Annotated in this window: 21 protein-coding genes; 14 read left to right on the top strand and 7 right to left on the bottom strand. The window is 73.2% G+C overall.

Annotation, left to right across the window (positions count from 1 at the left end; genetic code table 11):
- The first annotated feature begins 115 nt into the window (after window positions 1-115).
- A complete protein-coding gene (locus IPQ09_11775; protein MBL0194884.1) occupies window positions 116-877 on the top strand; it encodes a hypothetical protein in 762 nt (253 codons plus the stop codon).
- A 40-nt stretch (window positions 878-917) separates the two neighbouring features.
- Here IPQ09_11775 and IPQ09_11770 read toward each other — a convergent pair whose 3' ends face one another.
- From IPQ09_11770 to IPQ09_11760, 3 genes are all read right to left on the bottom strand, one after another.
- The gene (locus IPQ09_11770) at window positions 918-1,691 is read right to left on the bottom strand and encodes a hypothetical protein (GenBank protein ID MBL0194883.1); all 774 of its coding nucleotides are present in this window, start codon (window positions 1,689-1,691) and stop codon (window positions 918-920) included.
- Window positions 1,692-1,849: 158 nt separating this feature from the next.
- Window positions 1,850-3,133: an NADP-dependent isocitrate dehydrogenase gene (gene icd / locus IPQ09_11765; protein ID MBL0194882.1), complete on the bottom strand. Its 1,284-nt coding sequence runs from the start codon at window positions 3,131-3,133 to the stop codon at window positions 1,850-1,852.
- A 194-nt stretch (window positions 3,134-3,327) separates the two neighbouring features.
- The gene (locus tag IPQ09_11760; GenBank protein ID MBL0194881.1) at window positions 3,328-4,746 is read right to left on the bottom strand and encodes a serine/threonine protein kinase; all 1,419 of its coding nucleotides are present in this window, start codon (window positions 4,744-4,746) and stop codon (window positions 3,328-3,330) included.
- Between the two features lie 98 nt (window positions 4,747-4,844).
- Here IPQ09_11760 and IPQ09_11755 point away from each other — a divergent pair, with 98 nt between their 5' ends.
- Window positions 4,845-5,945, top strand: a complete 1,101-nt coding sequence (locus IPQ09_11755; protein ID MBL0194880.1) for a hypothetical protein — start codon at window positions 4,845-4,847, stop codon at window positions 5,943-5,945.
- A 46-nt stretch (window positions 5,946-5,991) separates the two neighbouring features.
- Here IPQ09_11755 and IPQ09_11750 read toward each other — a convergent pair whose 3' ends face one another.
- Window positions 5,992-6,534, bottom strand: coding sequence for a hypothetical protein (locus IPQ09_11750; GenBank protein ID MBL0194879.1), 543 nt, complete (start codon window positions 6,532-6,534; stop codon window positions 5,992-5,994).
- Window position 6,535: 1 nt separating this feature from the next.
- On the opposite strand from IPQ09_11750, the gene IPQ09_11745 reads away from it, so the two are divergent.
- From IPQ09_11745 to IPQ09_11700, 10 genes are all read left to right on the top strand, one after another.
- Entirely contained in the window at window positions 6,536-6,829 is a 294-nt protein-coding gene (locus tag IPQ09_11745; protein ID MBL0194878.1) for a hypothetical protein, read from the top strand.
- 643 nt (window positions 6,830-7,472) lie between these two features.
- Window positions 7,473-11,273 carry a transglutaminase family protein gene (locus IPQ09_11740; GenBank protein MBL0194877.1) on the top strand — a complete coding sequence of 1,267 codons (3,801 nt, stop codon included), beginning with the start codon at window positions 7,473-7,475 and terminating at the stop codon, window positions 11,271-11,273.
- 5 nt (window positions 11,274-11,278) lie between these two features.
- Window positions 11,279-15,136, top strand: a complete 3,858-nt coding sequence (locus tag IPQ09_11735; GenBank protein MBL0194876.1) for a hypothetical protein — start codon at window positions 11,279-11,281, stop codon at window positions 15,134-15,136.
- Window positions 15,137-15,273: 137 nt separating this feature from the next.
- On the top strand, window positions 15,274-16,020 hold the full coding sequence (locus IPQ09_11730; protein MBL0194875.1) for a YebC/PmpR family DNA-binding transcriptional regulator: 747 nt from the start codon (window positions 15,274-15,276) through the stop codon (window positions 16,018-16,020).
- Window positions 16,021-16,037: 17 nt separating this feature from the next.
- Entirely contained in the window at window positions 16,038-16,577 is a 540-nt protein-coding gene (gene ruvC / locus IPQ09_11725; protein MBL0194874.1) for a crossover junction endodeoxyribonuclease RuvC, read from the top strand.
- Window positions 16,578-16,746: 169 nt separating this feature from the next.
- Window positions 16,747-17,484 (top strand): outer membrane lipoprotein carrier protein LolA, encoded by a 738-nt coding sequence (locus IPQ09_11720; GenBank protein MBL0194873.1) that lies wholly within the window; start codon window positions 16,747-16,749, stop codon window positions 17,482-17,484.
- A gap of 182 nt (window positions 17,485-17,666) precedes the next feature.
- On the top strand, window positions 17,667-18,374 hold the full coding sequence (locus IPQ09_11715) for a hypothetical protein (protein MBL0194872.1): 708 nt from the start codon (window positions 17,667-17,669) through the stop codon (window positions 18,372-18,374).
- Window positions 18,371-19,621 (top strand): hypothetical protein, encoded by a 1,251-nt coding sequence (locus tag IPQ09_11710; protein MBL0194871.1) that lies wholly within the window; start codon window positions 18,371-18,373, stop codon window positions 19,619-19,621. Before IPQ09_11715 ends, IPQ09_11710 begins: the two co-directional genes overlap by 4 nt.
- A gap of 26 nt (window positions 19,622-19,647) precedes the next feature.
- Window positions 19,648-19,953: a (2Fe-2S)-binding protein gene (locus IPQ09_11705; GenBank protein MBL0194870.1), complete on the top strand. Its 306-nt coding sequence runs from the start codon at window positions 19,648-19,650 to the stop codon at window positions 19,951-19,953.
- 102 nt (window positions 19,954-20,055) lie between these two features.
- Window positions 20,056-20,766 carry a hypothetical protein gene (locus IPQ09_11700; GenBank protein ID MBL0194869.1) on the top strand — a complete coding sequence of 237 codons (711 nt, stop codon included), beginning with the start codon at window positions 20,056-20,058 and terminating at the stop codon, window positions 20,764-20,766.
- Window positions 20,767-20,894: 128 nt separating this feature from the next.
- Here the strand turns inward: IPQ09_11700 and IPQ09_11695 are convergent, their stop codons facing one another.
- On the bottom strand, window positions 20,895-21,749 hold the full coding sequence (locus tag IPQ09_11695; GenBank protein ID MBL0194868.1) for an alpha/beta hydrolase: 855 nt from the start codon (window positions 21,747-21,749) through the stop codon (window positions 20,895-20,897).
- Window positions 21,750-21,798: 49 nt separating this feature from the next.
- Window positions 21,799-22,377, bottom strand: coding sequence for a sigma-70 family RNA polymerase sigma factor (locus tag IPQ09_11690; GenBank protein MBL0194867.1), 579 nt, complete (start codon window positions 22,375-22,377; stop codon window positions 21,799-21,801).
- Window positions 22,378-22,480: 103 nt separating this feature from the next.
- On the opposite strand from IPQ09_11690, the gene IPQ09_11685 reads away from it, so the two are divergent.
- Window positions 22,481-23,158, top strand: a complete 678-nt coding sequence (locus IPQ09_11685) for a DUF882 domain-containing protein (protein ID MBL0194866.1) — start codon at window positions 22,481-22,483, stop codon at window positions 23,156-23,158.
- Between the two features lie 55 nt (window positions 23,159-23,213).
- Here IPQ09_11685 and IPQ09_11680 read toward each other — a convergent pair whose 3' ends face one another.
- Window positions 23,214-26,039 (bottom strand): SEL1-like repeat protein, encoded by a 2,826-nt coding sequence (locus IPQ09_11680; GenBank protein ID MBL0194865.1) that lies wholly within the window; start codon window positions 26,037-26,039, stop codon window positions 23,214-23,216.
- A 362-nt stretch (window positions 26,040-26,401) separates the two neighbouring features.
- Between IPQ09_11680 and IPQ09_11675 the strand changes: the two genes are divergently transcribed.
- Entirely contained in the window at window positions 26,402-26,713 is a 312-nt protein-coding gene (locus tag IPQ09_11675; protein ID MBL0194864.1) for a hypothetical protein, read from the top strand.
- Window positions 26,714-26,726: the final 13 nt, after the last annotated feature.

Raw genomic sequence — 26,726 nt, 5'->3', positions numbered from 1 at the left:
CGCAAGCCCGGCGGGCGGGCGCCGCCGCGGAAGGCATGATCTCGCGCCGTCGCACGTCGAGCGCGTGCGCGCCACGCGCAGGCGGGGCGAACGGGTGTAGGTTGCGCTCGTGCGTATGCTCCCGTCCCCGAGGTACTTCGCCCCGCTCCTCGCGGCGTGCGTCGCGCTGCTCGCCCCCCGCGAGGCGCGCGCCATCCGCCCCTTCATCACGGACGACGCGCGGGTGGTCGGCCGAGGGCACGTGCAGCTCGAGACCTACTGGCGCCGCGACCGGCTGAGCCTCCAGCACTGGGTGCTCCCGGCGATCGGCCCGACCGACTGGCTCGAGCTGTCGCTCGGCGGGGTCCACGGGGCGAACCACCTGCGCTCTCTGCCAGAGTCGCCGACCTACGCCATCGGCGGGCCGCTCGCGCAGGGCAAGCTCCTGCTCCGCGAGACCCTGCCCAATCGACTGCCGGGCGTGGCCATCGCGGTGGGCGGCCTCACGCCGGCGGGTCGCGGCGGCTTCGAGGCGCCGGGCTGGAGCGGGTTCTCGTACCTGGCCCTCACCCAGGCGTTCTTGAAGGAAGACGACCTCCTCTTCCACGCGAACGTCGGCTTCTCGGCGGTGTCCGCGCCAGGGCTCGTCCCCGCGAAGGTCACCTGGGGATTGGGCACGCAGGTGGAGACCGTCTACGACTTCCACCTCATCGCCGAGATCTTCTCTGGCGACCCCTACATCCAGGGCTCAGGTGGCGCGTACCAGGCCGGGTTTCGCATGATCTTCAACGACCACCTCCAGCTCGACGGCACCTGGGGCGGCGGCCTCTGGGGCGACACGATCACGCCGTTGTGGTTCTCGAGCGGCGTGCGCGTCGTCTCGCACGAGATCTTTTGAGCTCCCTCGAGGGGCGCTCAGGCGCTCAGGCGCCAGGCGCTCACCCCCCGCACGCCGACGCGCACGCCTTGGTGGCGCACGTGAAGAGCCCGCTCGACTCGTTGCACGCGCCGCACGTCGCGTCGAGGCTGCACTTCTTGCAGTCCTCCGGCGAGGTGCAGGCGCAGACGCACTCGCCGTAGCTCTTGCACGCGCCGACGATCGCGCCCGGCGCGGGCTTGTCGCCGAAGCACTTCGCGAACTCGGTGGGACACGCGCGCTGGTAACACCCGAAGCAGCCCTCCGTGAACGAGGCGCCGCACTTGGCACCGCCACCCGCGAGGCCGGGAAACGTGCCCGCGCCGTCGCCCACGAAGCCCCGGCTGAAGTGGGTAATCGACGCGGTGGCGCGCCCGCCCACGACGGTCGTGGCGAGCTTCTCCCAGGTGGCACCGTCGCTCGACGACCAGAACACCGCGGCCCTCGCGGCGTCGCCCGTAAAGCCGAACGAGACGGTCGCGGGGGTCTTGAACGTGGTCGCCGCGGGCTCGAACGTGACGACCTCCGAGAAACGCGACGCGCCCGCGGGCGACGCCCCGCCCACCGAGAGGGTGATGTTGGTCGCGGAAGGGAGCGCGTTCGCCGGGATCGTCAGCGTGACCACTTCACCCGCGGCGACGCTGCCGCCCGTCGGGCCGATGCTCGACGACACGGGGGCGAGGCCGGGCGACCCGGAGTCGGTGACCGTGGGCGGGGTCGTGCTGGAGCACGCGGCCATTAGCACCACGAGCGCCATCCCACGACCGAACGCTCCCAGACTCCGACGCAGCTTCATGCTCCCCTCCGGCGCGGGTCCACCTCACGGCGCCGCTCAGGGATCGTCGCACCGCCGCCCAGCAAACCGCAAGCCAACCGACCCACGGGCCGGCGCCCGCCGGGCGGGGGGCGCGGGGGCCGGGCGGTCGGGCGTGCGGACCTCGCGGCCCGCGCGGCTCACATGTGGGCGATGATGTTGTCGCCGAACTCGGAGCACTTCACCTCGGTCGCGCCCTCCATCTGGCGGGCGAAGTCGTAGGTGACCTTCTTCGAGCCGATGGCGCCGTCCATACCCTTGATGATGAGATCGGCCGCCTCGACCCAGCCGAGGTGACGGAGCATCATCTCGCCGGAGAGCACCACGCTGCCGGGGTTCACCTTGTCGAGGTCGGCGTACTTCGGCGCGGTGCCGTGGGTCGCCTCGAAGATGGCGTGGCCGGTGACGTAGTTGATGTTGCCGCCCGGCGCGATGCCGATGCCGCCGACCTGCGCCGCGAGCGCGTCGGAGAGGTAGTCGCCGTTGAGGTTCAGCGTCGCGATGACGTCGAACTCCTTCGCGCGGGTGAGCACCTGCTGGAGCGTGATGTCGGCGATGGCGTCCTTGATGAGGATCTTGCCGGCCGCCAGGGCCGCCTTCTGCTCGGCGTTGGCGGCGTCCTCGCCCTTGGCGGCCTTGGTGCGCTCCCACTGGCCCCACGTGTACACCTTGTCGGCGAACTCGCGCTCTGCGAGGGCGTAGCCCCACTTCATGAAGGCCCCCTCGGTGAACTTCATGATGTTGCCCTTGTGCACGATCGTCACGCTCTTGCGCTTGTTGTCGACCGCGTACTGGATCGCGCCGCGCACGAGGCGCTCGGTGCCCTCCATCGACACCGGCTTGAGGCCGATGCCGGAGGTGGCCGGGAAGCGAATCTTCTTGAAATCTTTCGGGAATTCCTTCTCGACGAACGCGAGCACCTTCTTCGCGGCCTCGCCCTGCGACTCGAACTCGATGCCGGCGTAGATGTCCTCGGTGTTCTCGCGGAAGATCACCATGTCGACGTCGCCGGGGCGCTTGACGGGGCTCGGCACGCCCTCGAACCAGCGCACGGGGCGCAGGCACACGTAGAGGTCGAGCATCTGGCGGAGCGCCACGTTGAGCGAGCGGATGCCGCCGCCGATCGGCGTGGTGAGCGGCCCCTTGATGCCGACGAGGTAGGTGCGGAAGTCCTCCACCGTCTGGTCGGGGAGCCAGTTCTGGAACTTCTGGAAGGCCTTCTCGCCTGCGTACACCTCGTGCCACGCGATCTTCTTCTTGCCGCCGTAGGCCTTCTCGACCGCCGCGTCGAGCACGCGCACGCTCGCGCGCCAGATGTCGGGGCCGGTGCCGTCGCCCTCGATGAACGGGATGATGGGGTTGTCGGGGACGTTGAGCTTGTTGCCAGCGCCCATCGTGATGGGCTGTCCGTTGATCGCGGTCATGTCGGAATCCTCCGAGGAAATGGGGGTCCGTCGCTAACACGGTTGGCCTCCAGTCTCAAGGACGTGTTGACCTCCCTGCGTGCGGTGACCGCGGCCCGCGCCGCTTCTTTCTGCGGTCGTGCTCCCCGATCCGCGAAGGACGCGATCCTCCATCGTCCGCCCGGGCGCGCCCTGGGCCCATGACCCGCGCCCGCTTAGAAGACGACGTTCGGCGATGACGACGACGACGGCGCGGACGGAGGCGCGGGCGCCGCCGAGCCGCCGATGGCCCACGCCGCGAGCAGCGCGCCCGCCACGACGCCCGCGATGCCGACGACGACGACGGTGAGCCACATGGCCTTCGACCACGTCCTCAGCGACGATCGCGGCGGGGCGACGACCACCACGGACGGCGGGACCCGCTCGACGGCCGCGCGCTCCACGGCCGCATCGCGGGCGGCCTCGGCGCGACGAACCGTCTCGTCGATGCTGAGCCCGAGCGCGCGGCCGTCGTCGCCCACCGCCGACCGCAGCGTGCCGTCGGGGGCCACCGGCTTCGTGCCGGGCGAAGGCAGCGTGCGGCCCGGGGAGACCCGGCCGCCAGGCGAAGGCATCGAGGCAATCACAGGCGCCATGGCAGGCCCGGACACGACCGGCAGCGTGCGCGCGGGCGCCATCGCTGCGTTCCCCGCGGGGAGCGTCGTGGAGGGGCCCGCAGCCGTGACCACCGCGGGCGGGACCCCCACCGGCAGTGTCTGGAGCGCGCGCGGCGCGTGCACGGCGGCGGTCCCAAACGGGCTCGTGTCTTCACCACGTCCGCTGGCGACGTCGGTGAGCGCACGCTCGAGCTCCGCCGTGAGCTCGTGCATGGAGGGGAAGCGATCGGCGGGGTTCTTGGCGAGCGCGCGCGCGACGGCCACCGCCAGGCGGAACGGCAGCGACGGATCGACCTCCGTGAGCAGCTTGGGCGGGATCACTCGGCCATCGGCGCCGTTCGGGTGCGAGCCCGTGATGAGCTCGTAGGCCACGACGCCGAGGCCGTACTGGTCGGTCTGGGGAGTGACGGCGCCCCCGGCGAGCTGCTCGGGCGCCATGTAGCGGGGCGTCCCGAGCACGCGGCCCTCGAGGGTCTGGAACGCGCGCGGCCCCGACGACGGCTGGGTCTGCTTGGCGAGGCCGAAGTCGAGCACCTTCGCGAGGCCCGCGCGGGTGACCATGATGTTGGACGGCTTGACGTCGCGGTGCACGAGCCCCTTCTCGTGCGCCGCCGCCAGCGCGCGGCTCACGTCGACGAGCCACGCGAGGCGCTTCGTGAGCGGAATGGCCTTGTCGCCCAGGTGCGGCGCCAGCGTCTCGCCCTCGACGTACTCCATGGCGATGAACGGCGCGCCGTCGACCGTGCCGTAGTCGTAGACCGCGACGATGTTCGGGTGCGTCACCATGGCCGCGAGGCTCGCCTCTCGGGCGAAGCGCGCGGGGCCCTCGCCCGAGGTGCGCTCGGGCAACAGCACCTTGAGCGCCACCTCTCGGCGGAGCACCGTGTCGGTCGCGAGGTAGACGCGCCCCATGCCACCCTGACCGATCTCGCGGTCGATGGTGTACCTGGCAAAGGTCTGACCTGATGAGAGCTGCACGCGCCTCGACTATACCGGAACTCGCGCGGGGGGACGCGTCTTGCCGGTTGCCGGCGCGGCGGAACGGGGCATACTGCGGCACCCTCGGAGAATCCCTCATGATGCGCACGCGCTCGATCGTTCTCTTCGGCGCCGTCGCCGCGCTCCTCTTCGGCGGCGCCGCGTGCGGTGACGCCGCCCTCTCCGACGGCGCAGACGCCAGCACCGAACCGGAGCTCCTGCCCGACGGCGCTCCGAGCGCGACGTCCACGTCGACGTCCACCTCCACATCGACCGCCCAGCCCCCGCCCGTCCTCCCCGACGGCGCGCCCAACCCCGCCTTCGACGCCACGCCGCCGCCTCCGCGTGACGCTTCCCCTCCGCCTCCTCGGGACGCCACCCCCGACACCTCCACGCCTCCACCCGTCGACGCGGGCCGCGACACCGCGCCGCCTCCCATCGACGCGGCGCCCCCAGTCGACTCCGGCCCGCCGCCCGCACCGGGCGTCGTGGGCGCCGCCGGCCCCGGTCAGTGGGACGCGCTCACGGCCGCCCAGAAGGGCGAGGTGCGGGGCTTCCGGAGCGCGTTCCTGCATCAGTCGGTGGGCGGCGATCTCGAAGACGGCGCCGAGGGCCTCGGCTTCCGTTTCAACTACATCACAAGCTCGTCGACGAGCTTGGCCGGGGGGCTGAACGGCGGCCTCTTCTCCACGGGAAACGGCAACCCGAGCGGCAAGGCGACCGAGTTTCGCAACATGGCCGTCGCCAACAAGAACACGTTGCGCGTCGCCATCATGAAGTTCGGCTACGCGGACGTGGTCGCCGGCAACCAGGCGACCGCGCGCTCGAGCTACCTGGCGGCCGTGACGGCGATCAAGGCGCAGGGCGTGCGCGTGCTCCATGTCACGCCGCCCTTCGTCTACAACGTGCCCAGCGAGAACGCGCCGAAGATGGAAATGCGCACGTGGATGCTGTCGACCTTCGCGTCCGACGTCATCTTCGACCTGCAGGACATCGAGAGCACCGAGCCGGGCAGCGGCGCGCGGTGCCAGCGTGGCGGCTCGTGGGAGATCTGCAACTCGGTCCGCTCCACGAGCGGCTGTCCGAGCAAGAACCAGGGTGTGGACTCGGCCTCGGGGCAGGGCCACATTTGCTACAACCCTCACGCCCAGCGGATCGCGAAGGCGTTCCTTTTCGCCATCCGCGAGGCCGGCAAGTAGCGAGGAGGGGTCGCGATGTGTGGCCCCGCCGCGCTGAACCGCGAGGCTACGGGAGGACCACGCGACCGCCGCACGGCACGTCGAGGCTCTCGACGGTCGGGTGCATGCCCGGCCCAGAGACCTTCACGACGTGCCGGCCACAGGGCACCACCAGGGGCCCCGCCCCGTGCGGCGTCAACACGCCGTCGAGCCAGAGCTGTGCACCGGCGCTCGACGGCGGCAGCTCGATGACGCCCGACAGCGCGGCGGGACGCCCGCCGGGCGACGGCGTCACGGGCGTCACGGGGATGACCGGCACCGGCAGCGGGGCCGGCGACGAAGCCACCGACGACTGGACCGAGGGCGCCTGCGGCGCGCGCTTCGGTGAGAGCCACGAGGCGAGCCCTCCGCCCACCGCAGCCGACACGGCGAGGATGATCACGCCCCACGCGAGCCGCCCGATGAGGCTCGGCCCGGCCGCGGCGGGCACTGGCGCGGAGACGGGCAGCGGGGCTTGGGGAAACGTGCCAGGCGGGCCCGGCGGCAGCGCCCCCGCGACCGAAGTGGACGGCGCCGCGGGTGCGGGGACGGAGGGGGGCGTGGCGGGCATCGTGGCCGCAAACGCGCCAGACGACGGGAAGGCCCCTGCGAACGGTGCGGCCGCCGGCTGCGCGCGCGGAGTGAAAGTGGCGCCCGTCAACGGCACGAACGACGACGAGGGGGGCGCGGTGGGCGCGGGGGGCGCGGGGGGCGCGGGGGGCGCGATTGGCGCGATTGGCGCGATTGGCAAGGTCGGCGCGATTGGCGCGATTGGCAAGGTCGGCGCGATTGGCGCGATTGGCAAGGTCGGCGCGGTTGGCGGCGCGAACGCGCGCGGCGACACCGACGACGGGGGCGCGTCATGATCGCCACCGCGCGCCCACGGGACGAGCATGCGGGACGACGAGCGCGTGGGCACGAGCGGGCGGCTCGTCGAGTCGTCCGCACCTACCGGGAGCGTGGGGAGCGTGGGGAGCGCAGGGAGGGTCTGCAGCGGCTCGAGCGGCCTCGTCACGTCGTCAGCGGAGGGGAACCGCGGGAGAGGCACCGGGCGAGTGTCGATCTCGACGCGGATCGACGAAGGCCCGCGACGCGAGCGCCCGGTCGCCACCTCGTCGTGATCGTCACCGTCGTCACTCGAGTCACCCGGAGCGCGCTCGTCGCTTGCACCGCTTGCACCGCTTGCACCGCTTGCACCGCTTGCACCGCTTGCACCGCTTGCACCGGCCTCGTCCTCGTCGATGAGTGGGGACCGAAAGGCGCGCGTGCTTGCGTGCTCGTCGTCGTCGCCGAACGAGGGAAGCGGCGCGTCGCTGGCGGGCTTCTTGGGCATCGGGCCGCGACCTAAGGTAGCACCACGAGCGCGGCGCCCGCGTGGCATTCCGCGCGGGCCAGGCGCGGCGGGGCGGGCCGGCCGCCCCCCCGCAAAGTCGGGCGCTCGACGCGCGATTGGGGCTAGAGTCGCGCGGCGCTCGGCTCACTCGGACCGAGCCGAGGGAGGTCCCGTTCATGCGCGCGTCGCTCTTCGTCTGCTCAGCCACCCTCGCCCTCGGGGCGGTCGCATCGTCGCACGCGCAGCCTCCCCCCTCCGGACGCGCGCAGGCGCCGGTAGGCCTGGGCGGGAGGTCGCCGAAGGCCCCGCGCGCGCAGGCGCAGGTCACGGCGACCACTCCGGCCGCCGCCGGCCCCCGGCTCACGGCCCGCGCGCCCGACGCGATGCTCGCGGCGCAGAGGGCGCGCGCGAGCTCGCCCGACGAGGCCTCGGCGCTCGCCGCGATGGCCACGATCGAGCACCTGGCCGACACGACCACGGCGGGCCTCGCCGAGCGCACGCTGGGAGACCTCGCCAAGTCGCATCCGAGCGCCGAGCTCCGCGCCGAGGCCGCCCTCGCGGTGCGTAGGCTCTCGGCCGAGGAGGGCACCGCCGCCGCCCTCGCGCCCGCGCACGCACTCGGGGTTCTGACGAACCTCGTCGTGGTCGGCCCCTTCCGCGACACGGGCGGCGGCGTCCTCACGCGGGAAGGCCCTGAAAAGCAAAAGGATTTCGGCTTCCCGAGCGGGAGCTACTCCTGGGGTGTGTTCCAGGTGGGCGAGCGCCCCGTGCTCCCTGTGCACGCCGACGCGCGGGGCGTGCCGCTCGACCTCTACGTCCACCCTCGGAAGGAGAGCTGCACCTACCTGGCGACGAAGCTCGTCGTCGATCGTGAGCGCCCCCTCACCCTCCGGCTCGCGGCGGCCGGCCAGGCGCGGCTCACGTTCGACGGCGTCGTGCTCGCGCACTCCGATGAGGTCCACGAGTCGGCCCTCTTCGACCGCGTCGCGGCGAGCGTGCGCGCGAAGGCGGGCCCGCACCTCGTGAGCGCCAAGGTGTGCTCCGGCGCCCTCGACGACGACGGGCGCGTCCGCCTCCGCCTCACCGACGAGCGCGGCGAGCCCGTCGCGTTGCCGACCTCGGCGGACCTCACCGGCGTGCCCGAGCTCGACGAGGCGGGAACCCGCGCGCTCGCGATGAAGCCCGTCGACACCGCGCTCGCGCGGGCGATGCGGGTCACGGCCAAGTCCCCGACGGACTCGCTCCTCAGCGCCATCGTGCTCGGCACCCTCGCCGGCGCCGACGACAAGAAGAGCCCGCGCGTGCCCGGGCTCCTGGACACCTACGTGCGCGCCGATCTCCCCGCCGACGCGCTCGCGCTCGCGGCGTGGGTCTCGCCGTTCGGCGCCAACCGGAGCGGATGGCTCGGCCAGGCGCGCGCGCGGGCGCAGGAGAAGGGCGACGCCGAGGCCCTCGGCTTCGTCGAGCGGAGGCTCGTCGCCGAGCGCCTCAAGAACGCCCACGGTGACTGGGCGGCGGCGCTCGTGCGCACGGCGAAGCTCGAGCAGGACACCGACGACGAGGCCGTGATGCTCCGCGCGGAGGCGAAGCGGATCCTCGGCACCGACGCGCTCGTCACCGAGGCGCTCCGCGACATGGCGGCGCGCATTGGTCCACGACTTCAGACCGTGCCAGACCTGCTGCTCCGCCGCGCGAGCACCCTCGCGCAGACCCACGATCGCGCGCTCTACTTGCGCATCCGGGAAGAGCTCGCGCGTCGGGGTGATCGGGGCAGCGAGACCGTGCAGGCCGCCGGCGTGCGCGGCAAGGAGCCCTTGGTCCGCGCGGCGCGCGCGGCGCTCGAGGGCGGCGCGCAGGACGACGACCAGGTCCTCGAGGTCGCCGACGAGCTGCTCCACGCCGGCCACGCCGCCGAGGCGGCCGAGGCCTTCAAGGCCGCGATCGGCTTCTCCCCGAACCGGCCCGAGGCTTACGCGGGGCTGTCGCAGGCGCTGGCGCTCTCCGGCGCCGGCGCCGCGAAGGCGGGCGAGCACACGGCGCTCCTGGCGCGGGCCCGCGCGCTCGCCCCCGGGGAGGCGCGCATTCGCGCCGAGCTCGAGCTCCGCGCCAAGGCTGGCGCCGTGGCGGGGCGCGAAGACGAGAAGTACCTCGTCTCCTCCGAGACGCTCCTCGCGAGGCGGCGCGGCGTCACGGCCGACGTCGCGGACCGCGAGCTGCACTGGATGCGAGCCGTCGTGATGCACCCCGATCGCCGCGTGTCGCAGCTCATCCACTACGGGCGCGAGATCGTGGTGGCGCCGCGCACGCAGGACGAGCTGTTCGAGGACATCCCGCAGGAGGGCGACATCGTCGAGATCCTCCGCGCCCGAGTGCACCGCAAGGACGGCACCGTGGCGCTCCCCGCCGAAGAGCACAACGAGGGCGCTCGGCCCCGCATCCGCTGGCCCGATCTGTACCCTGGCGACTCGGTCGAGGTGGCGGTCCGCACCTGGACGTCGGGGCCGGTCGGCGGGCGCGGCGACGCCCCCTATTACTTCCTCGACTACGCCGGCGCGCCGTCCACGCACCCCCTCCTCTACAACGAGGTCGTGGTCGATTCTCCAAAAGCTACGCCTATTTATGTCGATGTACTCCGACCGGGCCAGCACAAGCGCGAGGAGCGCGACGAAGGCGATCGCCACGTCGTCCGCCTCGTCTGGGACAAGCCCGTCGTCGTGCCGGACGAGCCGCTCTCGCCCGCGATGAGCGAGGTGCTCCCGCTCATCGTCGGCTCCACGTTCCACACGTGGGACGACTTCCGTCGCTGGTACCGCGAGGCCGTGCGCGGCTTCACCGAGCCCGACGAGCAGGTGCGGCGCCTCGCGCTCGAGCTCACCAAGGGGAAGAAGACCCGCGACGAGAAGCTCCGCGCCATCTTCGAGTTCGTGGCCGACGACATCCGCTACGTGAACTACGTGAGCGGCGAGTGGTGGCTCCCGAACCGCCCGCAGCAGCTGCTCGCCCGGCGCGAGGGCGACTGCGACGACAAGGCCATCCTGCTCATCACGCTCCTCAAGGTGATCGGCATCGAGGCGCAAGAGGTCATGGTGCAGACGCGCCTGACCGGCATGCCCTCGGTGCTCGCGACCAAGAACGCCGCCGTGCCGATGTTCGACCACGGCATCGCGTTCCTCCCCGGGCCGAACGGCGGGACCTACCTCGACGCCACGAGCCCCGAGTCCCGGGTGGGCCCCCTGCCCTCGATGGACGCGCGCGCGCCCGCGGTGCGCCTCGACGGCACGGGGGGGCCCGTGTTCCTCCCTTCGAGCTCGCCCGACGACCACGGCTCGACGGTGAGCTGGACCATCGCGATCAACGCGGAGGGCGGCGCCGAGATCGAGGGCGAGGAGCGCCACCGCGGCGACGGGGGCTTCTGGCTGCGCACGAACCTCACCCAGAAGGACGCGCGCGCGCAGTACGTGGAGGGCTCGCTCGTGGGCCCGTGGGTCTCGCAGGTCGAGGTCGACAAGAACATCGCGTTCCGCGGGGATCTCGCCAACGGCGAGGCGGAGGTAAAGTACAAGGCGAAGTCAATGGCTTACGCGCGCCGCGAGCAGAGCGAGCTCGTGGTGCCGCTCTCCGCGAGCATCCCCCTCGCGTCGCAGATCGCGCCGCTCGTGACGCGCACGCTACCCGTCGTGCTCCCGCCGCACATGGCGCCGAACCACCAGAAGCGCACCACGCGCCTTGTCGCGCCACCCGGCATGCGCTTCGTCGCGCCGCCCCCGGGCGGACGCGAGGCCGGGGGCGAGTTCGGGCACGCCGAGCTCACGCTCACCCGGGACCCGCGCGACCCCCGGGTGCTCGTCGCGAAGCGGACCGTGGTCCTCGATCAGAGCGTGATCCCTCCCGAGAAATACCCCGCGTGGCGCGCGTTCATCCAGCGGGTCGACGCCCTCATGCACAAGACCGTGCGCATCGAGCGAGGTGGCAAGTGAAGCGAGTGAACGTTGCGTCTTCACGCACACGCCGGGCGCGCGGCGCGAGCGCGCCTTGGCTGCTCTCTGCGCTCTCTGCGCTCTCTGCGCTCTCCGCGCTCTCCGCGACGCTCGCCGGCTGCGGCGACCCCGCCCCGAAGGTCCCCACACAGGATCCCACGCTGTACGTGGTCGCGGAGAAGGCCGCTCGCGCCGAGCTCACGGCCGACCCCGCCGCGGCGGAGCTCGCCTGGCTCGACGCCCTCGATCGCGTCGCGGCGAGCGACGGCGATCCGTGGCAGGTGCCGGTCACGATCGCGGCCCTCGACGCCCTCGTCTATCGCGGCGTCATGGCGTTCCCCTCGGCGCGCACGGCCCTCGCGTTCCGCACGCCGCGCGCACGCACCGACGCGCGCCTCGCGGAGCTCTCCAAGAAGGCGCGCGGCCCGTTCATGCCCGGGCTCGTCGCCAAGGCGCGCACGCACCTCGCGCAGGTGCGCGGCGACGTGTCCCTCGCCGAGCAGACCCGCGCAGCGAGCGCCTGCCTCCGCGCCGCCTCCGTGCTCGGGCCGAGCCGGTTCACGCGACTCTCGGAGCTCGGCGCCCCGACCGCGCTCGACGCGTTCGACGCGCCCATGCCCGACAAGGCCACGGGCCCCGGCCCCTACGGGCGCGTCGGCGTGCCCGAGGCGCTGGCGGCCGCGGGCTGCCGCCTCGAGCTCGGCGCCCTCTCCGCCCAGCCCGGCATGCGCGAGGTCGTGGTCGACGTCACCGTACCGGAGTCGGGCCGGCTCGGGCTGATGCTCATCACCCGGAGCCCCCTCGCGCTGCGCGCGGGGGGCAAGGAGGTCCTCTCGCGCCCGCTCGGCCTCGGCGCCGGCGAGTCGACCCAGCTCGTGGAGCTCACCGCCACGCCCGGGCGCCTGCGGCTCGTGGCGCGCGTGGGCCAGGGCAGCGCCCAAGACGCCCTCGAGCTCTACGCGTGGGGCGACGACGGCGCGCCGCTGGCCGCGCACGCGCCTCGTCCCGGCGAGCGCGCCAGCTCCCGCGCGACGAAGGCGATCGCGGTCGCCGCACCGGCCGTCGCGAAGGCGAAGGGGCACGAGGGCGCCCAGCTCGTGGCGGGCCTCGCCGAGCTGGCCGCGCGGCACGACCGCGCCGCCGAGGAGCGGCTCACCGCCGCGAGCGCGCTCTCGCCCGACGACCCGGCCCTGGCCCTCGCGACAGCGCGGGCCGCGCGGATGGTCACGGACCTCGAGCCGGTGCACGCCATCGAGCGCGCTCGCGGTGCGTACGAGCGCGCGTTCGACCGGGAGCGCGGGAGCTGGGAGGCCGCGCTCGAGCTCGCGTCGCTCGCCGGGCAGCGACGCGGCGAGGGCGAGTCGCGCATCGTCGCGCTGCGTGAGCTCGACGCGCGGCGCGGGGCGGTGAAGGGCGCGAACGCGTCCGTCCTCGACGCCTACGAGGCGATCGAGGCCGGCCGGGCCGAGCTCTACGACCGCGCGGCGAGCGCCCGCGGGCGCGCGCGCGCGAACCTCGCCGGCACGGTGCTCGGCGAGGCCGTCGAGCGCGAGTCGAGCCCCCGCCGTGGCGCCGACGCCCTCGCCTTCGAATGCGACGCGAGCCCGCCGCGCGACCACACCAACGCGCGCTGCTACAGCGAGAAGCGCAGCGCGGGCGACGCCGCAGGGGCGGAGGCCGAGCTCGGCCGGCTCCGACGTCTCTACGGGTCGCCCACGTTCTTTGCGAGCGGCTCGGTGCGCGACGCCCTCGGCCGCGGCGCCCTCGCCGAGGCCGCTCGCCTCTACGAGTCACTCCCGCCAGGCGAGCGGACGCTCTCACTCTTCCACGCCACGCACCCGGGCGCGACCAACGAGGCGGTGCTCGAGCGCGCGCTCGTCGCCGGCGACGCGCCCGGCGCGCTCCCCGCGGTGCTCACCGCGCGCGGGATCGACGTGCTCGCCGCCTTCGACGGCGTGGCTGAGCGAGTCACCACGGCGGACCGCGCGAACCCCGCCCTCGCCTCCGCGGCCACCGCCGTGCTCGCCCACGAGGAGCGCTACGCAGTCTCGCCAGAAGGGCTGCTCTCGTATGTCCTCTTCGACGTACGTCGTCTCACGGGCACCGCCGACGTCGAGTCGCACGCGCAGGCGAGCGCGCCCTCGCTCACCGGCCGATCGACGAGCCGCGTCCTGCGCAGGAGAATCTTCAAGAAAGACGGGAGGATACTCACTCCCGACGCGACCCCGCGCGCCTCACAGGCCCACGCCGACTTGTCGCAGCTCGAGGCCGGCGACGCTGTGGAGGCCATCTACGCGGGGTACGCGCTCCCCAACGACCACGGCGACGTCGCCTTCGACACGCCCGACCTCCTGCCCGACCGTACGGCGGTCGCGAACGCGCGCGTGGAGCTCAGACTCCCCGTCGCGAAGCCCGGCGCCCTCTGGAGCCACCCGCTGCTCGGCAAAGCAGAGGAGCGACGCGAAGGCGCCACGCGCGTGCTTCGCTTCACCGTGGAGAACCGCGGCGCGCGGCGCTTCGAGGACGGCACCCCGAAGATGGACCGGAGCTGCAACGTGAGCTTCTCGACCTCGCGCTGGTCCGACCTGGCGGCGGGGCTCGCCGACACGGTCGCGTCGCTCGACGACCACGGGTCGCGCGAGGTCTCCGCGTGGATCCGCGAGGCCGCCACGAGAGACGGCAAGCTGCTCGTTGGGCGCCCGCTCGTCGACGCGATCGTGGCCGCCTCCGGCAAGGCGCTGAAGGTCTCTTCACCCTCGACGCTGAGCGACTACGAGCTGGGGCGCACCGACGCGTTCGTCACGCAGACCGCGCGCACCATGCTCACCCGTCACGAGGGGAGCCGCACATGGCTCGTCGTCCGGGCGCTCCGCGAGCTCGGCGTCTCCGCCGACATCCTCGTCGCAGAAGACGGCCCTTTCAGCGCCGATCCCGCGTTCCCGCCGCATCTCGGCCGCTTCACGCATCCGCTGGCGCTCGTCCACCTCACGTCGACCGACGCGGCCGGGAAGGCCACGCGCGAGGACCTCGTGGTCGACGCCGACGTCCAGGGTCCGCCGCTCCCCGCCGGGCGGGTGTCCCCCGAGCTCCGCGGGCGCAGCGCCCTGCTCCCCACAGGACAGGTCGCGCCGCTCCCGAGCTTCGACGCGCGGGCCGAGCGCGACGAGGTCGACCTGCGGCTGTCCCTCGACGCCGCGGGAAACGCCCGCGGGAGCCTCACCGTGCTCGTGCGCGGGCGCCCCGCCCAGCAGCTCGCCGAGACCTTCGAGCGCGTGGTCGGCACCGAGCGACAGCGCGCCCTGCAGAGCATCGCGCTCGCGTGGGTCCCGTTCGCCAGCGTCGACAAGGTCGAGCTGTCGTCGCGCGAGGGCAGCTGGGAGGTCGCCATCCGCGCCGACCTCACGGTGGGCAGCTACGCCCAGCCGGAGGCGGGCGGCACCTGGGCGCTGCCGGGCCTCGATCCGGTCCACATCGTCTACCCGCGCCCGTGGGTGTCGTCCCTCGGCAATCTCTACGTGACCCAGAGCGGCCGCGAGGGCGCCTTCGCGATCGACCGCGCCGTGCAATACCGGGTGCGAAGACGCGTCGAGCTCCCGGCCGGCGCGCGGCTCGTGCGCCAGCCAGGTCCGTTCGAGCTGCGCTCGAAGGAGCTCGAGGCGGCGCGCTCCACGCGCGTCGAAGGCCCGGTCGTCGAAGAGGAGTTCACCCTCGGCCTCCCCACCGGGACCGTCGCACGCGAGCGCTACGACGCGTTCGCCCTCGACGCGCGGCGCACCGACGACAGCTTCCTCGCGAGCCTCCGTGTCGCGCCCCCCGGTTCGCCCACATCGCCGGCGCCCACCTCGTCCGCGCCGCGCAAGTAGCGCGAGCGGCAGCGCCAGCGGCGTGTTGACCGGACGTGACGACGCTCGCAGATTGGGCTACATCGTCCCCACGCCGCCGCGCAAGCGTGCAGAGTGCATGAATACGCGCGTCGCCGGCGGCAGCGAGGGTCGACGGGATGAGCGGGCATTCGAAATGGGCGACAATCAAGCACAAGAAGGGCGCCGCCGACGCGAAGCGCGGCAAGCTCTTCACGAAGCTCATCAAGGAGCTCACGGTGGCCGCCCGCATGGGCGGCGGTGACGCAGGAGGCAACCCGCGCCTGCGCAAGGCGATCTCGGACGCGAAGAACCAGTCGATGCCCGGGGACACGATCACCCGCGCCGTCAAGCGAGGCACGGGCGAGCTCGAGGGCGCCTCGTACGACGAGGTGCTCTACGAGGGCACCGGCCCTGGCGGGACGCTGTTCCTCGTCGAGGGCATGACCGACAACCGCAACCGCACCGTGGCGGAGCTCCGCAAGATCTTCGAGAAGAACAACGGCGTGCTCGGCGGCGCCGGGGCGGCCGCTTGGGCGTTCGAGCGCAAGGGCGTCATCACGCTCGACAAGCCCGACGCCACGGAGGACCAGCTCATGGAAATCGCCGTCGGCGCGGGCGCCGACGACTACGCCGACCTCGAAGAGGAGTGGCACATCACCACGCCCCCCGAGGTGCTCTCTACGATCAACGACGCGCTGGAGGCCGCGGGCCTGAAGACCAAGAACGCCTCGCTCGCGTACCTCCCCAAGGCGAAGAAGCCGCTCACCGGCCGCGACGCCGAGGTCGCCATGAACCTCGCCGAGGCGCTCGACGACCACGACGACGTTCAGAACGTCTTCGCCGACTTCGACATCTCCGACGAGGAGCTCCAGAGCCTCGCGTGAGCGGGCCGTCCGGCGCGCTGCGGGTGCTGGGGCTCGACCCCGGCACGCGCCATTTCGGCTGGGGTCTGGCCGAACGGGTGGGCGTGCGCCTGCGGCACGTCGCGCACGGGGTCATCTCGCCGGGCGAGGCGCTCCCCCTCGGCGAGCGCCTGGTGCGCATCGAAGAAGGGCTGATCGAGGTGCTCTCCGCCCACGCGCCGAACGAGTGCGCGATCGAGTCGCTCTTCTTCGCGCGCGATCCGTCGGCCGCCGCGAAGCTTGGGCACGCCCGCGGCGTGGCGCTCCTCGTGTGCGCCCGCGCCGGCCTCCCCACGGGGGAGTACCCGCCCGCCCGCGTGAAATCGACGGTCGCCGGGGGCGGCCGCGCCGAGAAGGACCAGGTCGCCCAGATGGTGCGCCTCATCCTGTCGCTGCCGGCGCTGCCCCCGGCCGACGCGGCCGACGCGCTCGCCGTGGCCCTCACGCACCTCCAGCGAGCCCCCCTCGCCGCGCGCCTCGGCCCCCCCGCGCGACCCGCCCCGCGCCCTCGAAGACAGGCTTCTTTACGGGCGAAGTGAGCCCCAAGTGAACCCTTTCGCGTGGACGGCCGTCCAACCTGCCATCGAGCGCCGCATCCCCCGGTCGTCCCCGCCTTCGGCTGCCCCTCCCCGGCGCTCGCGAACCGCAGAAAAATCCGTAAGCTTCGCGCGACTCGCCCGTTTCGTCTCTGCCTTGGAGAACCCCGCCATGTCCCGCCCGACTCAGCTCCACGTCCGCCGCCGCTCCCTCGCCACCACCTTCGCGCTCGCCCTCGGGCTGGCCACGCTGGGCGCCGTCGCGGCGCCGTCGAAGCCCGCGAGCGCCGCCGAGCCCGCGCCGCTCGACGCGAAGGTCGCGGAGGACGTCGTCACCAAGGTGCAGGCCTTCTACGACCAGTCGCGCACGTTCACCGCGCGCTTCAACCAGGAGTTCACGGTCAAGGCCTACAACACGAAGCGCGCTTCGGCCGGCGTGGTCTTCTTCGAGAAGCCCGGCAAGATGGCCTGGGAGTACTCCACCCCCGCCGGCAACCGCGTCGTCTCGAACGGCACGACGGTGCGGGTCTACGAGGCCGACAACAAGCAAATGTTCGAGCAGCAGGTCAGCGGCGCCCAGAGCGGCGCCCAGTACCCCGCGGCGCTGTCGTTCCTGCTCGGCCGCGGCAAGCTGTCCGACGCCTTCAACTTTCAGGCCTTCGCGGGCGGCGACATGAAGTTCGCGGGCGGCACGGTGCTCGTGGGCACGCCGAAGACCCCCACCCCCGCCTACACGAAGGTGCTGTTCTACGTGGACACCGCCACCTCGCAAATTCGCCGCGTGCTCATCCTCGACGCGCAGGGCAACAAGAACAGCTTCGTGTTCACCGAGGTGCAGGTCAACCGCCCCGTGGTCGCCACCAAGTTCGTGTTCGAGCCGCCGCCGGGCACCACCGTCGTGAAGCCCTGAGGATTCCGGCCCGCCGCCTGGCGGCGCGGGCTATCGTGTCCGCGTGAACCTCGAAGGGAGCCCCAGAGCCGCGAACGCAGGTCGATGGCGGCCCCGATCCGTGGGCGAGGTGCCGCCGTGAACACGCAAGCGAGCCGCAGGCGAGCGGCGTGCCTACGCCAAACGACCAAAGGGAGTGCGGCATGAACGTCCCCCCCTGCCCCGCGTGCGGAGCGAACCGCACGATCCCCGGCGCCTGCCCCGGCTGCGGCGCCGTCCAGGGCGAAGGCCACGTGTGTCCGCACTGCCGGGGGCTCACCCGGGTCGAGCCCCACCCCACGCTCCGTTGGGTCTGCGCGGCCTGCAAGGGGCCGAAGCTCCCCCTCCCCATCTCCGACCCGGTGCGGCTCGAGGCCTCACGGGTGGCGCTTCGGGCCGCAAAGCCGCCGAGCCGCTCGCCCATGGTCTTCATCGCGGGTGCCCTCTACACGCTGGGAACACTCCTCGCGCTCGCTTCCAGCATGACGCCGGTGAAGGCGCTCACGCTCATCGCCGCGTGGGTGTCGTTCGGGTTCCTCCTGCGCGCGCGAGGCGGCGCGACCAAGAGCGCCGAGGCCGCCCTCAACCGCGCCTACGCGCTCGCCATTCGCGACTACGCCGGCACCGGCGGGAGCGCCACGGCGAACGAGCTGGCGGGCCTGCTCTCGATCGACGAGTCGGTCGCGGAGAGCGAGCTCGTCGCGCTCGCGGCCGAGCACCCCACGCGCATCGAGGTCGACGCGTCGGGCGACGTGCGCTACCGCGTGGGCCAAGCGGATGACGACAGCTCGAGCGAGCTCGAGGACTTCGACGCTCGGCTCGCCGAGGCGGAACGCGCGCAGGAACGGCGAAAGCGCGCGGGCGATCCGTGACCGCGCCCCCTCCAGGGCGCCGCTCGCTCACCCACGTGGGCGGGGACGTGACGCTCGGCGGCGAACCGGACACGGCGCGCGCGCTCGGCGAGGCCCTCGACGTGCGACCCGCGGGCGACGACGTCGACGAACCCGAGCGCGCCGACGTCCACGGCTTTCACGTGTATCCTGCACGTATGCACCCCACGACCGCGGCGCGCCTGGTGGCCCTCGCGGCCGACGAAGGGGCGCGCGTGCTCGATCCCTTCTGCGGCTCGGGCACCGTTCTCGTCGAGGCGCTCGCCTCCCGCCGCCACTCCGTGGGCACCGATTTGAACCCGCTGGCGGCGCGCCTCTCGCGGCTGAAGGTGCGCGCTCTCTCGGCCGAGGGGCGCGCGCTCCTGGTCGCCGAGGCGAACCGGGCGAGAGCCGTCGCCGACCAGCGGCGCAAGCTCCGTGTGGGGTCGTCTACCCGCTACCCCGAGGAGGACGTGGAGCTCTTCGATCCGCACGTGTTGCTGGAGCTCGATTCGCTCCGCGTGGGCATCGACGCGGCGGAGAAATCGACGCGCGAGGCGCTCATGCTGGTGCTCTCGAGCCTGCTCACCAAGGTGAGCCGCCAGAAGGGCGACACCTCGGCCGCACACGCGCCACGCCGCCTCGCGGCGGGCTACACGGCCAAGCTCTTCGCCCGAAAGACCGAGGAGCTCGCCGAACGCCTGGCGACCCTCGACGCGCGCGTCCCGAGGCCGCGGGCCGAGGTGAAGGTCACCGTCGATGACGCCACCGCCCTCGACACCGTCGCCACGGCGAGCGTCGACGCGGTGGTCACCTCGCCGCCCTATGTCGCCACGTACGACTACGCGAGCCATCACGTCGCCCGCCTCCGGTGGCTGGGGCTGCCGCAGCGCGAGGCCCGGCGCTTCGTGGAGCGCGAGCTCGGCTCTCGGCGCGCCTACGCCTCGCGCACGCCGCGCGAGGCCCGCGAGGCCTGGCTGGGAGAGCTTCGGGCCCTCTTCGGCGCGCTCGTCCGGGTCACGCGGCCCGGCGGGCGCGTGGTGCTGCTCATGGCCGACTCGGCGGTACGCGGCGAGGCGCTCCGCGCCGACGACCTCGTGGCGGAGGCCACGCTCGACGTCCCCGAGCTCGAGCCGTGGGCGCGGGCGTCGCAATCGCGGCCCCACTTCCACGGTCCCACCGCCGCGGCGTTCCAGCGCGCGCCGCGCCGCGAGCACGCGCTCCTCCTGCGCCGAGCCCTTCCAAGGTGACCCGCGGGGGACTATAAGTCCGCGCCATGCCGACCGTCGTCTTCGAGAAAAAGGGCAAGCCCGTCCTGACCGTCGCCGCCCCCCAGGGGGGCTCCATCCAGGACATGTGCGACGACCACGCCGCGCCGGTCCCCTTCTCGTGCAGAAGCGCGTGCTGCGGCACCTGCCGGGTCGAGGTGCTCGAAGGCGCCGAGTCGCTGGAGGCCCCCGAGGACGAGGAGCTCGACGTGCTCGACGCGTTCGGCCAGGCGCCGCCCCAGCACCGGCTGGCGTGCTGCGCGAAGATGAAGGCCGGCGGCGGCACGGTGCGCGTGCAGGCCGTGGACGACTGAATCGTGCGTCGGTTGGGCCTCGCTCGTCTCGGTTCGGCCGTGCGAGCGCCGAAGGCCCATGCTAGGGTCTCTCAAACTCAGTTCTTAGTGGAGGAGTGCTCAATGAAGCCGCAGGTCCGTAAGCTCGCTTGGATTCTTGGAGGGCTCAGCGTCCTCGGCGCCACGTCCATCTTCGCGGTCGCGTGCACCACCACTAACGGCGACGACACCCCGAGCCCGCCCGGGGTCGACGCCGCCAAGCCGCCGACGACCGGCACCGCCACGACCACGACCCCCGCCCCGGACGGCAGCGTCAAGCCCCCCACGGACGGCGGCGGCCCGGTCGACTGCGGCGCCCCCCCCAAGCTGCGCTCGCCCTTCCCGCCCGACGCGGGCGACTCGGGCGCCACGAGCTTCTACTGCCCCTTCGCGGAAGGCGGCGCGCCCTACTGCAACGGCACCCAGACCTGCTGCACCGGCTCCGGCGGCGGCACCGGCGGCTTCGACCCCACGAACTGCGTCGACGGCAAACAGGATACGTGCACCGCGGGCTCGCGCGGCCCGCGGAGCCGCTGGCAGTGCGGCGCGCCCGACAACTGCCCCGGCGCGACCCCCAACTGCTGCATCCCCGGCACCGAGGCGGGCCCGCCCGCGATCGACACGGAGAGGGGCTGCCCGGCAGAGTACCAGCGCGGCTTCTACATCGGCGGCACCATCTGCCGCGCCGGCTGCAACGCCGGCGAGCTCACGGTGTGCAGCAAGGACGCCGACTGCGGCGGCAAGAAGTGCATCCCGTTCTCCACGAACAACCGCGATCTCGGCTACTGCAAGTAGCCTACGATCGGTTCACGACTCGCGTTCACGACTCGCGTTCACGACTCGCGACGCCCCGCCTCCCTCCCCTCAGGGGAGCGAGCGGGGCGTTCGCTCGTGCAGGATGTCGCGCGGGCCGACGGTCCCGGCTACACGCGCGCGAGGATCCAGTCCGCCATCTCGGCGCAGATTTCTTTGTACGAGGGCTCGTTCAAGATCTCGTGGAAGAGGTCCGCCTTGGGAGCCCAGGTCTTGTCCGAGTGGCCGGCGGCGTCGAAGAAGCGCTTGCCCGCGGCCGGGCTCGCGACGTGATCGGCCGCGCCGAACAGCTCGAGCAGCGGCACCGACAGGGCGCCCGCGCGCGCGAAGGCGTCGGCCTGCGCGGCCTGGGTCTCGGTGAACCAGCGCGCCTTCGCCGCCTTGAACACGAGCGGATCGGCCTCATAGGCTCGCGCGCGCTCGGGATCGTGGGTCACGTCCTTGCCCGTGAGGCCGATCGGCAGGCCCAGTTTGGGCACGAGCCGCGACGCGACCTTGCCCGCGAGGACCTTCAGCGCCGGGACCTCCAGCCCTAGCCCGAAGAACGGGCCCGACAGCAAGAGTCCTTTATACTCTCTAGGCGACGTGAGCATGGACATGGTGGCGACGAGGCCACCGAAGCTGTGGCCGAAGAGGAACGTGGCGGCGCCGCTCGGCTTGGCGCGCTCGTCGACCAACTTGCCGAGCTCCTGCGCGTCGCTCAGGAACTCGTCGAACCTCTCGCAGTAGCCGCGCGGCCCCTCGGAGCGCCCGTGCCCTCGCATGTCGAGGGCGACCACGCCGACCCCCCGCGCGACGAGCTCTTCCACCACGTGATCATAACGCTCCGCGTGGTCGGCGTAGCCGTGCAGCAAGCCGAGCACCGCCTTGGTGTCGGTCGCGGCCGGGAGCCTCGCGCGGAAGTACAGGGCCGGGCCCCCGCCTTCGCGCCCCTTGATCGTGCCTTCCTCGAACTTCGCGGTCATGGACTCTCCTTGGCCTCGCGGCCGTGCACCTCTGTCGCCGGCGGCGCGCTCACCCGCCACCGTAGGGGTGCTCGTCGAGCCCCTCCGCAGCGAGCGCCGCCCGCAGCGCCGAGAGGGCGCGCGCGGCGCGTGACTTGATGGTGCCGAGGGGCACGCCCTCGCGCTCGGCGATCTCGGGGTACGTGAGCCCCTCGAAGAAGGCGATCGAGAGCGTGCGCGCCTGCGCTACCGGGAGCCTCGCGAGCGCCCGCTGCATGCGTCGCCGCTCTCGGACCTCCCCGGTGAGCTGCTCGGGATCTTTGGCCTCCGCGGGCGGCTCGAACGCGATGACCTCGCGCTGGAGCGACGCGCGCCGATCGCGGCGCCGCGTCCGATCGATCGCGAGGTTGCGCACGAGGGTCACGAGCCAGGCGATGACGCTGCCCTTCGCGCGCTCATACTGGGCCGCACGATCCGCGAGCGCCACGAAGGCGTCGTGGAGCACGTCCTCGGCCTCGGCACGATCGCGCACGATGCGCAGCGCGAGCGGAAAGAGCGACGCGGCGTGGCGATCGTAGAGCGCCGCGGCCGCGCCCACGTCCCCTCCCCCGATGCGCGCCACGAGCGCGGCGTCCTGAACATCCGACATTCCCCCGCAGGCTCCCAACGGCTCGGATGCGAGTCAAGCAAAGACGACGTCGTGTATGCTCGCGACCGACATCGAGCTCAGCCGGATGAACGAGACTTTCCCCGTGAGGACCACGCGCACGCCGACCGACCGCGCGCGCGTCGTCCGCTGGGCCGCGCTCGTGTGCGTCGCCGCGTGTGGGATCTTGCCGAGCCGCGCGCTCAGCGGGGATCCGGGCTTCCGAGTGACCCGCGGCGGGGCCATGTGGGCGGGCCGCCACGTAACGCCCGAGGTGACCGCGGGAGAGCAGGCTCTCGCCGCGCCGGCGGCCGAGCCCCTCGTGCCCTTCGTAACGGACGGCACGCTCGTGCAGACCCACACGGGCGAGCACCTGCCGCTCTCGGCCGCCGAGCCCAGCGCCGCGCGCTTCGACCGTTTGCTCGCCGACCACGTCACGGGCTCCGCGCACACGATCGATCCGCGCCTCCTCGAGCTCGTGCGCGCGCTCGTGGCTCGCTACCCGGGCGCGCGCGTCGAGATCGTGAGCGGCTACCGCAGCGAGAAGCTGAACGAGGCGAGGCGCAAGAAGGGCCGCCACGTCGCGAGCCACAGCCAGCACACATTGGGGCACGCGCTCGACTTCCGCGTGGTGCCCGCGGGCGTCACGCGTGGGGTGGATCCGCGCGCCCTCGAGAAGGAGATCCGCGCGCTCGGGTGGGACGGCGGCGTCGGCACGTACCCAACGGCCAGCGACTTGTTCGTTCACGCCGACGTGGGGCGCAACCGCCGCTGGCAAAACTGAGAGCGGGCTGACGCGCGCTGATCCGAGGCGCGTGGGCGCGGGCGCGACGAACGTCCTACAGGTCGAGCTCGGGCAGCGGCTTGTGCATCGCCTGGAGCTTTTCGCAGGCCGCTTGGACGGCACGCCGGCACCCGAAGCCGAGGTACGGCGCAGCGGCGGCGGGGTCCTTCGGCGTGCCCACCCCGTCGGCCAGCATGATCCCCACGGTGGCGCAGCCGTCGGCGCCGCCGCTCTCGCACGAGGCGCGCGCGAGGGCGAGCGCGCGCGCCGGGTCCCGCCCCACCCCCTCGGCGCGGGCGTACGCGAGCGCGAGGTCGTTGCAGGAGAAAGAGTCGCCGGCGTCGCAGGCCCGCGTGAGCAGCTCGATCGCGCGTGACGGATCGCGCCCCACGCCGCGGCCGTCGCGGTAGCGGGCGCCGAGCTCACCGCATGACGCGAGATCGCTCGCCTCGCACGCTCTCCCGAGCAGCTCGACGGCGCGGCGCTCGTCCTTCGGGCCACCGATGGCGCGCGAGAGGTAATAGGCCGCGTCGGTGCACCGGAGCTCGACCTCGCACTCCTCGAGCGCCAGCGCGCGCGCTCTTTCCGGTGACCGCTCGAGCCCCGGCCCGCCCGTTTCGTACAGCGTCGAGAGCGAATGGGCGTGCGTATAGACCTTGAGCGACGCCAGGCGAGAGAGCCCAAGCGCCCCCTCGCGCTCGTGCTTCGGCTCGGGGAGCCCGTTGACCTTGTGGGCCTCGAGCGCCATGCACGAGTCGAGCTCGCCGCCCTTGCAAGCGCGATCGACGAAGCCGAGCCCGGCGCGCGTGTCCCGGCGGTGGTCCATGCGCACGGCGAGGAGCGCGGCGCCTTGTTCGCCGCAAGCGCTCGCGTCTCCGCGGAAGCACGACTCGGCGAAGAGGCGCTCGGCCCGCGGCCGATCGCGCGGCACCGCGCGCCCGGTGAACAAGAAGGCGCCGAGGTTCACGCAGCCCGTGGTGAGCCCGCCGGCGCACGCGCGCTCGAGCGCCGCCGCGGCCTGGGGATAGCTCGTGGGCGTGCCGCGGGGCACGACGTCGACGCGCGTTCCCCAGCCGGCGCACCCGACCTGGAACGGTCCGCCGCAGCGGAGCTTGTAGACCGCCGCGCCGCGAGGCCCTCGGCGCGGCGTCGCCGACAGTCCACCCGCGACGAACGCGAGGTTGTTGCAGCCCGCCGGCTCGCCAGCGACGCACGCACGCTCGAAGGCCTCCCGCGCGAGCGCCGGGTTCGGCTGGGCTCCACCGAGGCCCTCGGCGCGCATGACCCCGAGGTTGTTGCACGAGAGGGAGGAGCCGCTGTCGCAGCCTCGCTCCAGCGCCGCGCGCTCCTCCCCCGGCGGGGTCGCGGGATCGAGCCACGCGAGCGCGCACAGATCGCCGCTGGACACCGCGCACAGATCCCGCCACGGGCGGGTCCGGAGGGGCGCGAGGCGGGCCGGAGGGGAGCGTCCCGGCGGCCCCTCGAGGGCGTGCGCGAGGGTGAGGCCGCAGTCGAGGAGCTCCTCGGTGGAGATCGGCGATTCCTTGCAGGCTGCATCGAAGTAGGCGCGCGCGTCGCGCGCGAGATCGGGCGTCCCGAGGTCCTTCAAGGTCCCGAGCAGCGCGCAGCCCGGGCCGTCGCTGCACCCTCGCTCGAGCAGTGCGATCCCCTGCTTGAGGTCGCGCGCCGCAGCGTCGGCCGGGAACACGAGGGCCCGGCCGAGCGCCGCGCACGCCTCCGGCACGTCTTGTGTGCATGCGGCGCGGAGGGTGATCTGCGCCCGCAGCCGCGCCTCGGGATCGCGCGCGTCGAGCTCACCCAACGCCGCGCGCGCGCAAGCACGCACGGCGCCACGGGCGCACGCTCGCCCGCACGCGGCGGCGTCCGCCGAAGAGGAGCACGCGGCCAAGTCGCGGCGCGCGGTGGCCGCGCCAGCGCGCGAGCGCCACACGAGGCCGCCGACGACGAGCGCGCCAACGACGAGCGCGCCAACGAGGACTCGACGCGGGGCGCGGCGCGCCTCGGCGCCGAGCTCGGGCTTGGTGACCGAGACTCCAGGCGGCTGGGCGGGGGTCGCGCTGGCACTGGCCTGCGGCAGCGGCGCGCTCTCGACCACGACGGCGCGTTCAGGCTTCGCGTCACCGCTCCCGGTCGGCGCGAGCCTCGAGCGCGCGGTGCTCGGGACGAGCTCGGTCGGCGCGTGCGCGACGTCGACCTCGCCCGAGCCGGCGAGGGCGTCGATGAGGTCGCGCGAAGGGAGCCCCACCGGCGGCGCTCCGAACGCCTCGGCGAGCGCCTCGATCGCCACGCCTGCGGAGGGGAAGCGCCCCGCCATCTCGCGGCAGACACAGCGAGAGAACCAGGCGTCGAAGCCCTCGGGCAGCGGGCCGTCGAAGCCGACCTGCCCCGCCCGCTCCCGCGCCAGCGCCAGCGGCTCGAGGCACACCTCCCGGACCAGACTGAGCGCGCTGCACTCGGGCTCCCGGGCGCACAGCCAGTACGGCCGCCCCGTGAGCAGGTAGAAGACGATGAGGCCCAACGCCCAGATGTCCGTGCCTGGCCCGATTTCGTCGGCGGCGCCGGCCTGCTCGGGCGACATCCAGAGGGGCGTACCGATGGCGTCCGTCCGCGTGATCTGCGCCTCGCGGACGATGTGCGCGATCCCAAAGTCAAGCACCTTGACGAAGAACGGCGAGCCGGTGCGGCGCGACTCCGACAGGAAAATGTTCTCGGGCTTCAGGTCGCGGTGCACGACCCCCGCGGCGTGGGCCGCGTCCATCGCGTGGGCGAGCTGCCGGAGGATCTCGAGGGCGAGCTCGAAGGGCAGCGCGCCGCGCGCCTCCACCAGGCCGAGCAGGGTCTGCCCCGTGAGCAGCTCCATCGCGAGCCAAGGTGCCTGGAGCTCCCGCGTCGATGCCCGCGGCGACGACCGACACGACGTGATCGCTCGCGATGCGCGAGGTGACCTTCGCCTCCTGCGCGAACCGGGCGCGCAGCTTCGGCTGACTCACGAGCTCCGCGCGGATCACCTTGAGCGCGCGCTTCGCCCCCGTCGACACCTGCTCGGCGATGTACACCGCACCCATCCCGCCCTCGGAGAGCCTGCGCTCCACGAGGTAGTCGCCACCGACGAGGGTGCCCGGCTCGAGCATGCGCCCGATTGTACACGGGGGGCCCGCCGCGTATTCGAGGAAGCCCAGCCGCGCCTTGACCGCGGCTCTGCGGCGGTGCGAGGCTCGCGAAATGCAGCCCCCCTACGGACCTCACGGAGGTCCCCCGCCGCCCCACGGCCAGCCACCCTATTACCCTGGCCACGGCCAAGCCGCCCAGGCGGGCCCGGCGAAGGGGGGCACCGGGCTCCTCGTCGGCGGCGGCGTCGGCTGCGGCGTCGCGGTGCTTCTCCTGTTGCTCGGCGGGGTGCTCTTCGCGATCGGCACGAGCAACCGGCGCATGCGCGAGGCGCAGCCGGTGGGCGCGGTGGTGGTCCTCCTCGCCGGTCTGCCCGGCCTCGTGGGCGGCGGGCTCGTGCTCGCGGGCATCATCAAGCGGAGCTGAACGGCGAGAGCCG

The sequence above is a fragment of the Myxococcales bacterium genome (assembly GCA_016720545.1).
GTDB lineage: Bacteria > Myxococcota_A > Polyangia > Polyangiales > Polyangiaceae > JAAFHV01.
This window is presented reverse-complemented; position numbering and strand designations above follow the sequence as displayed.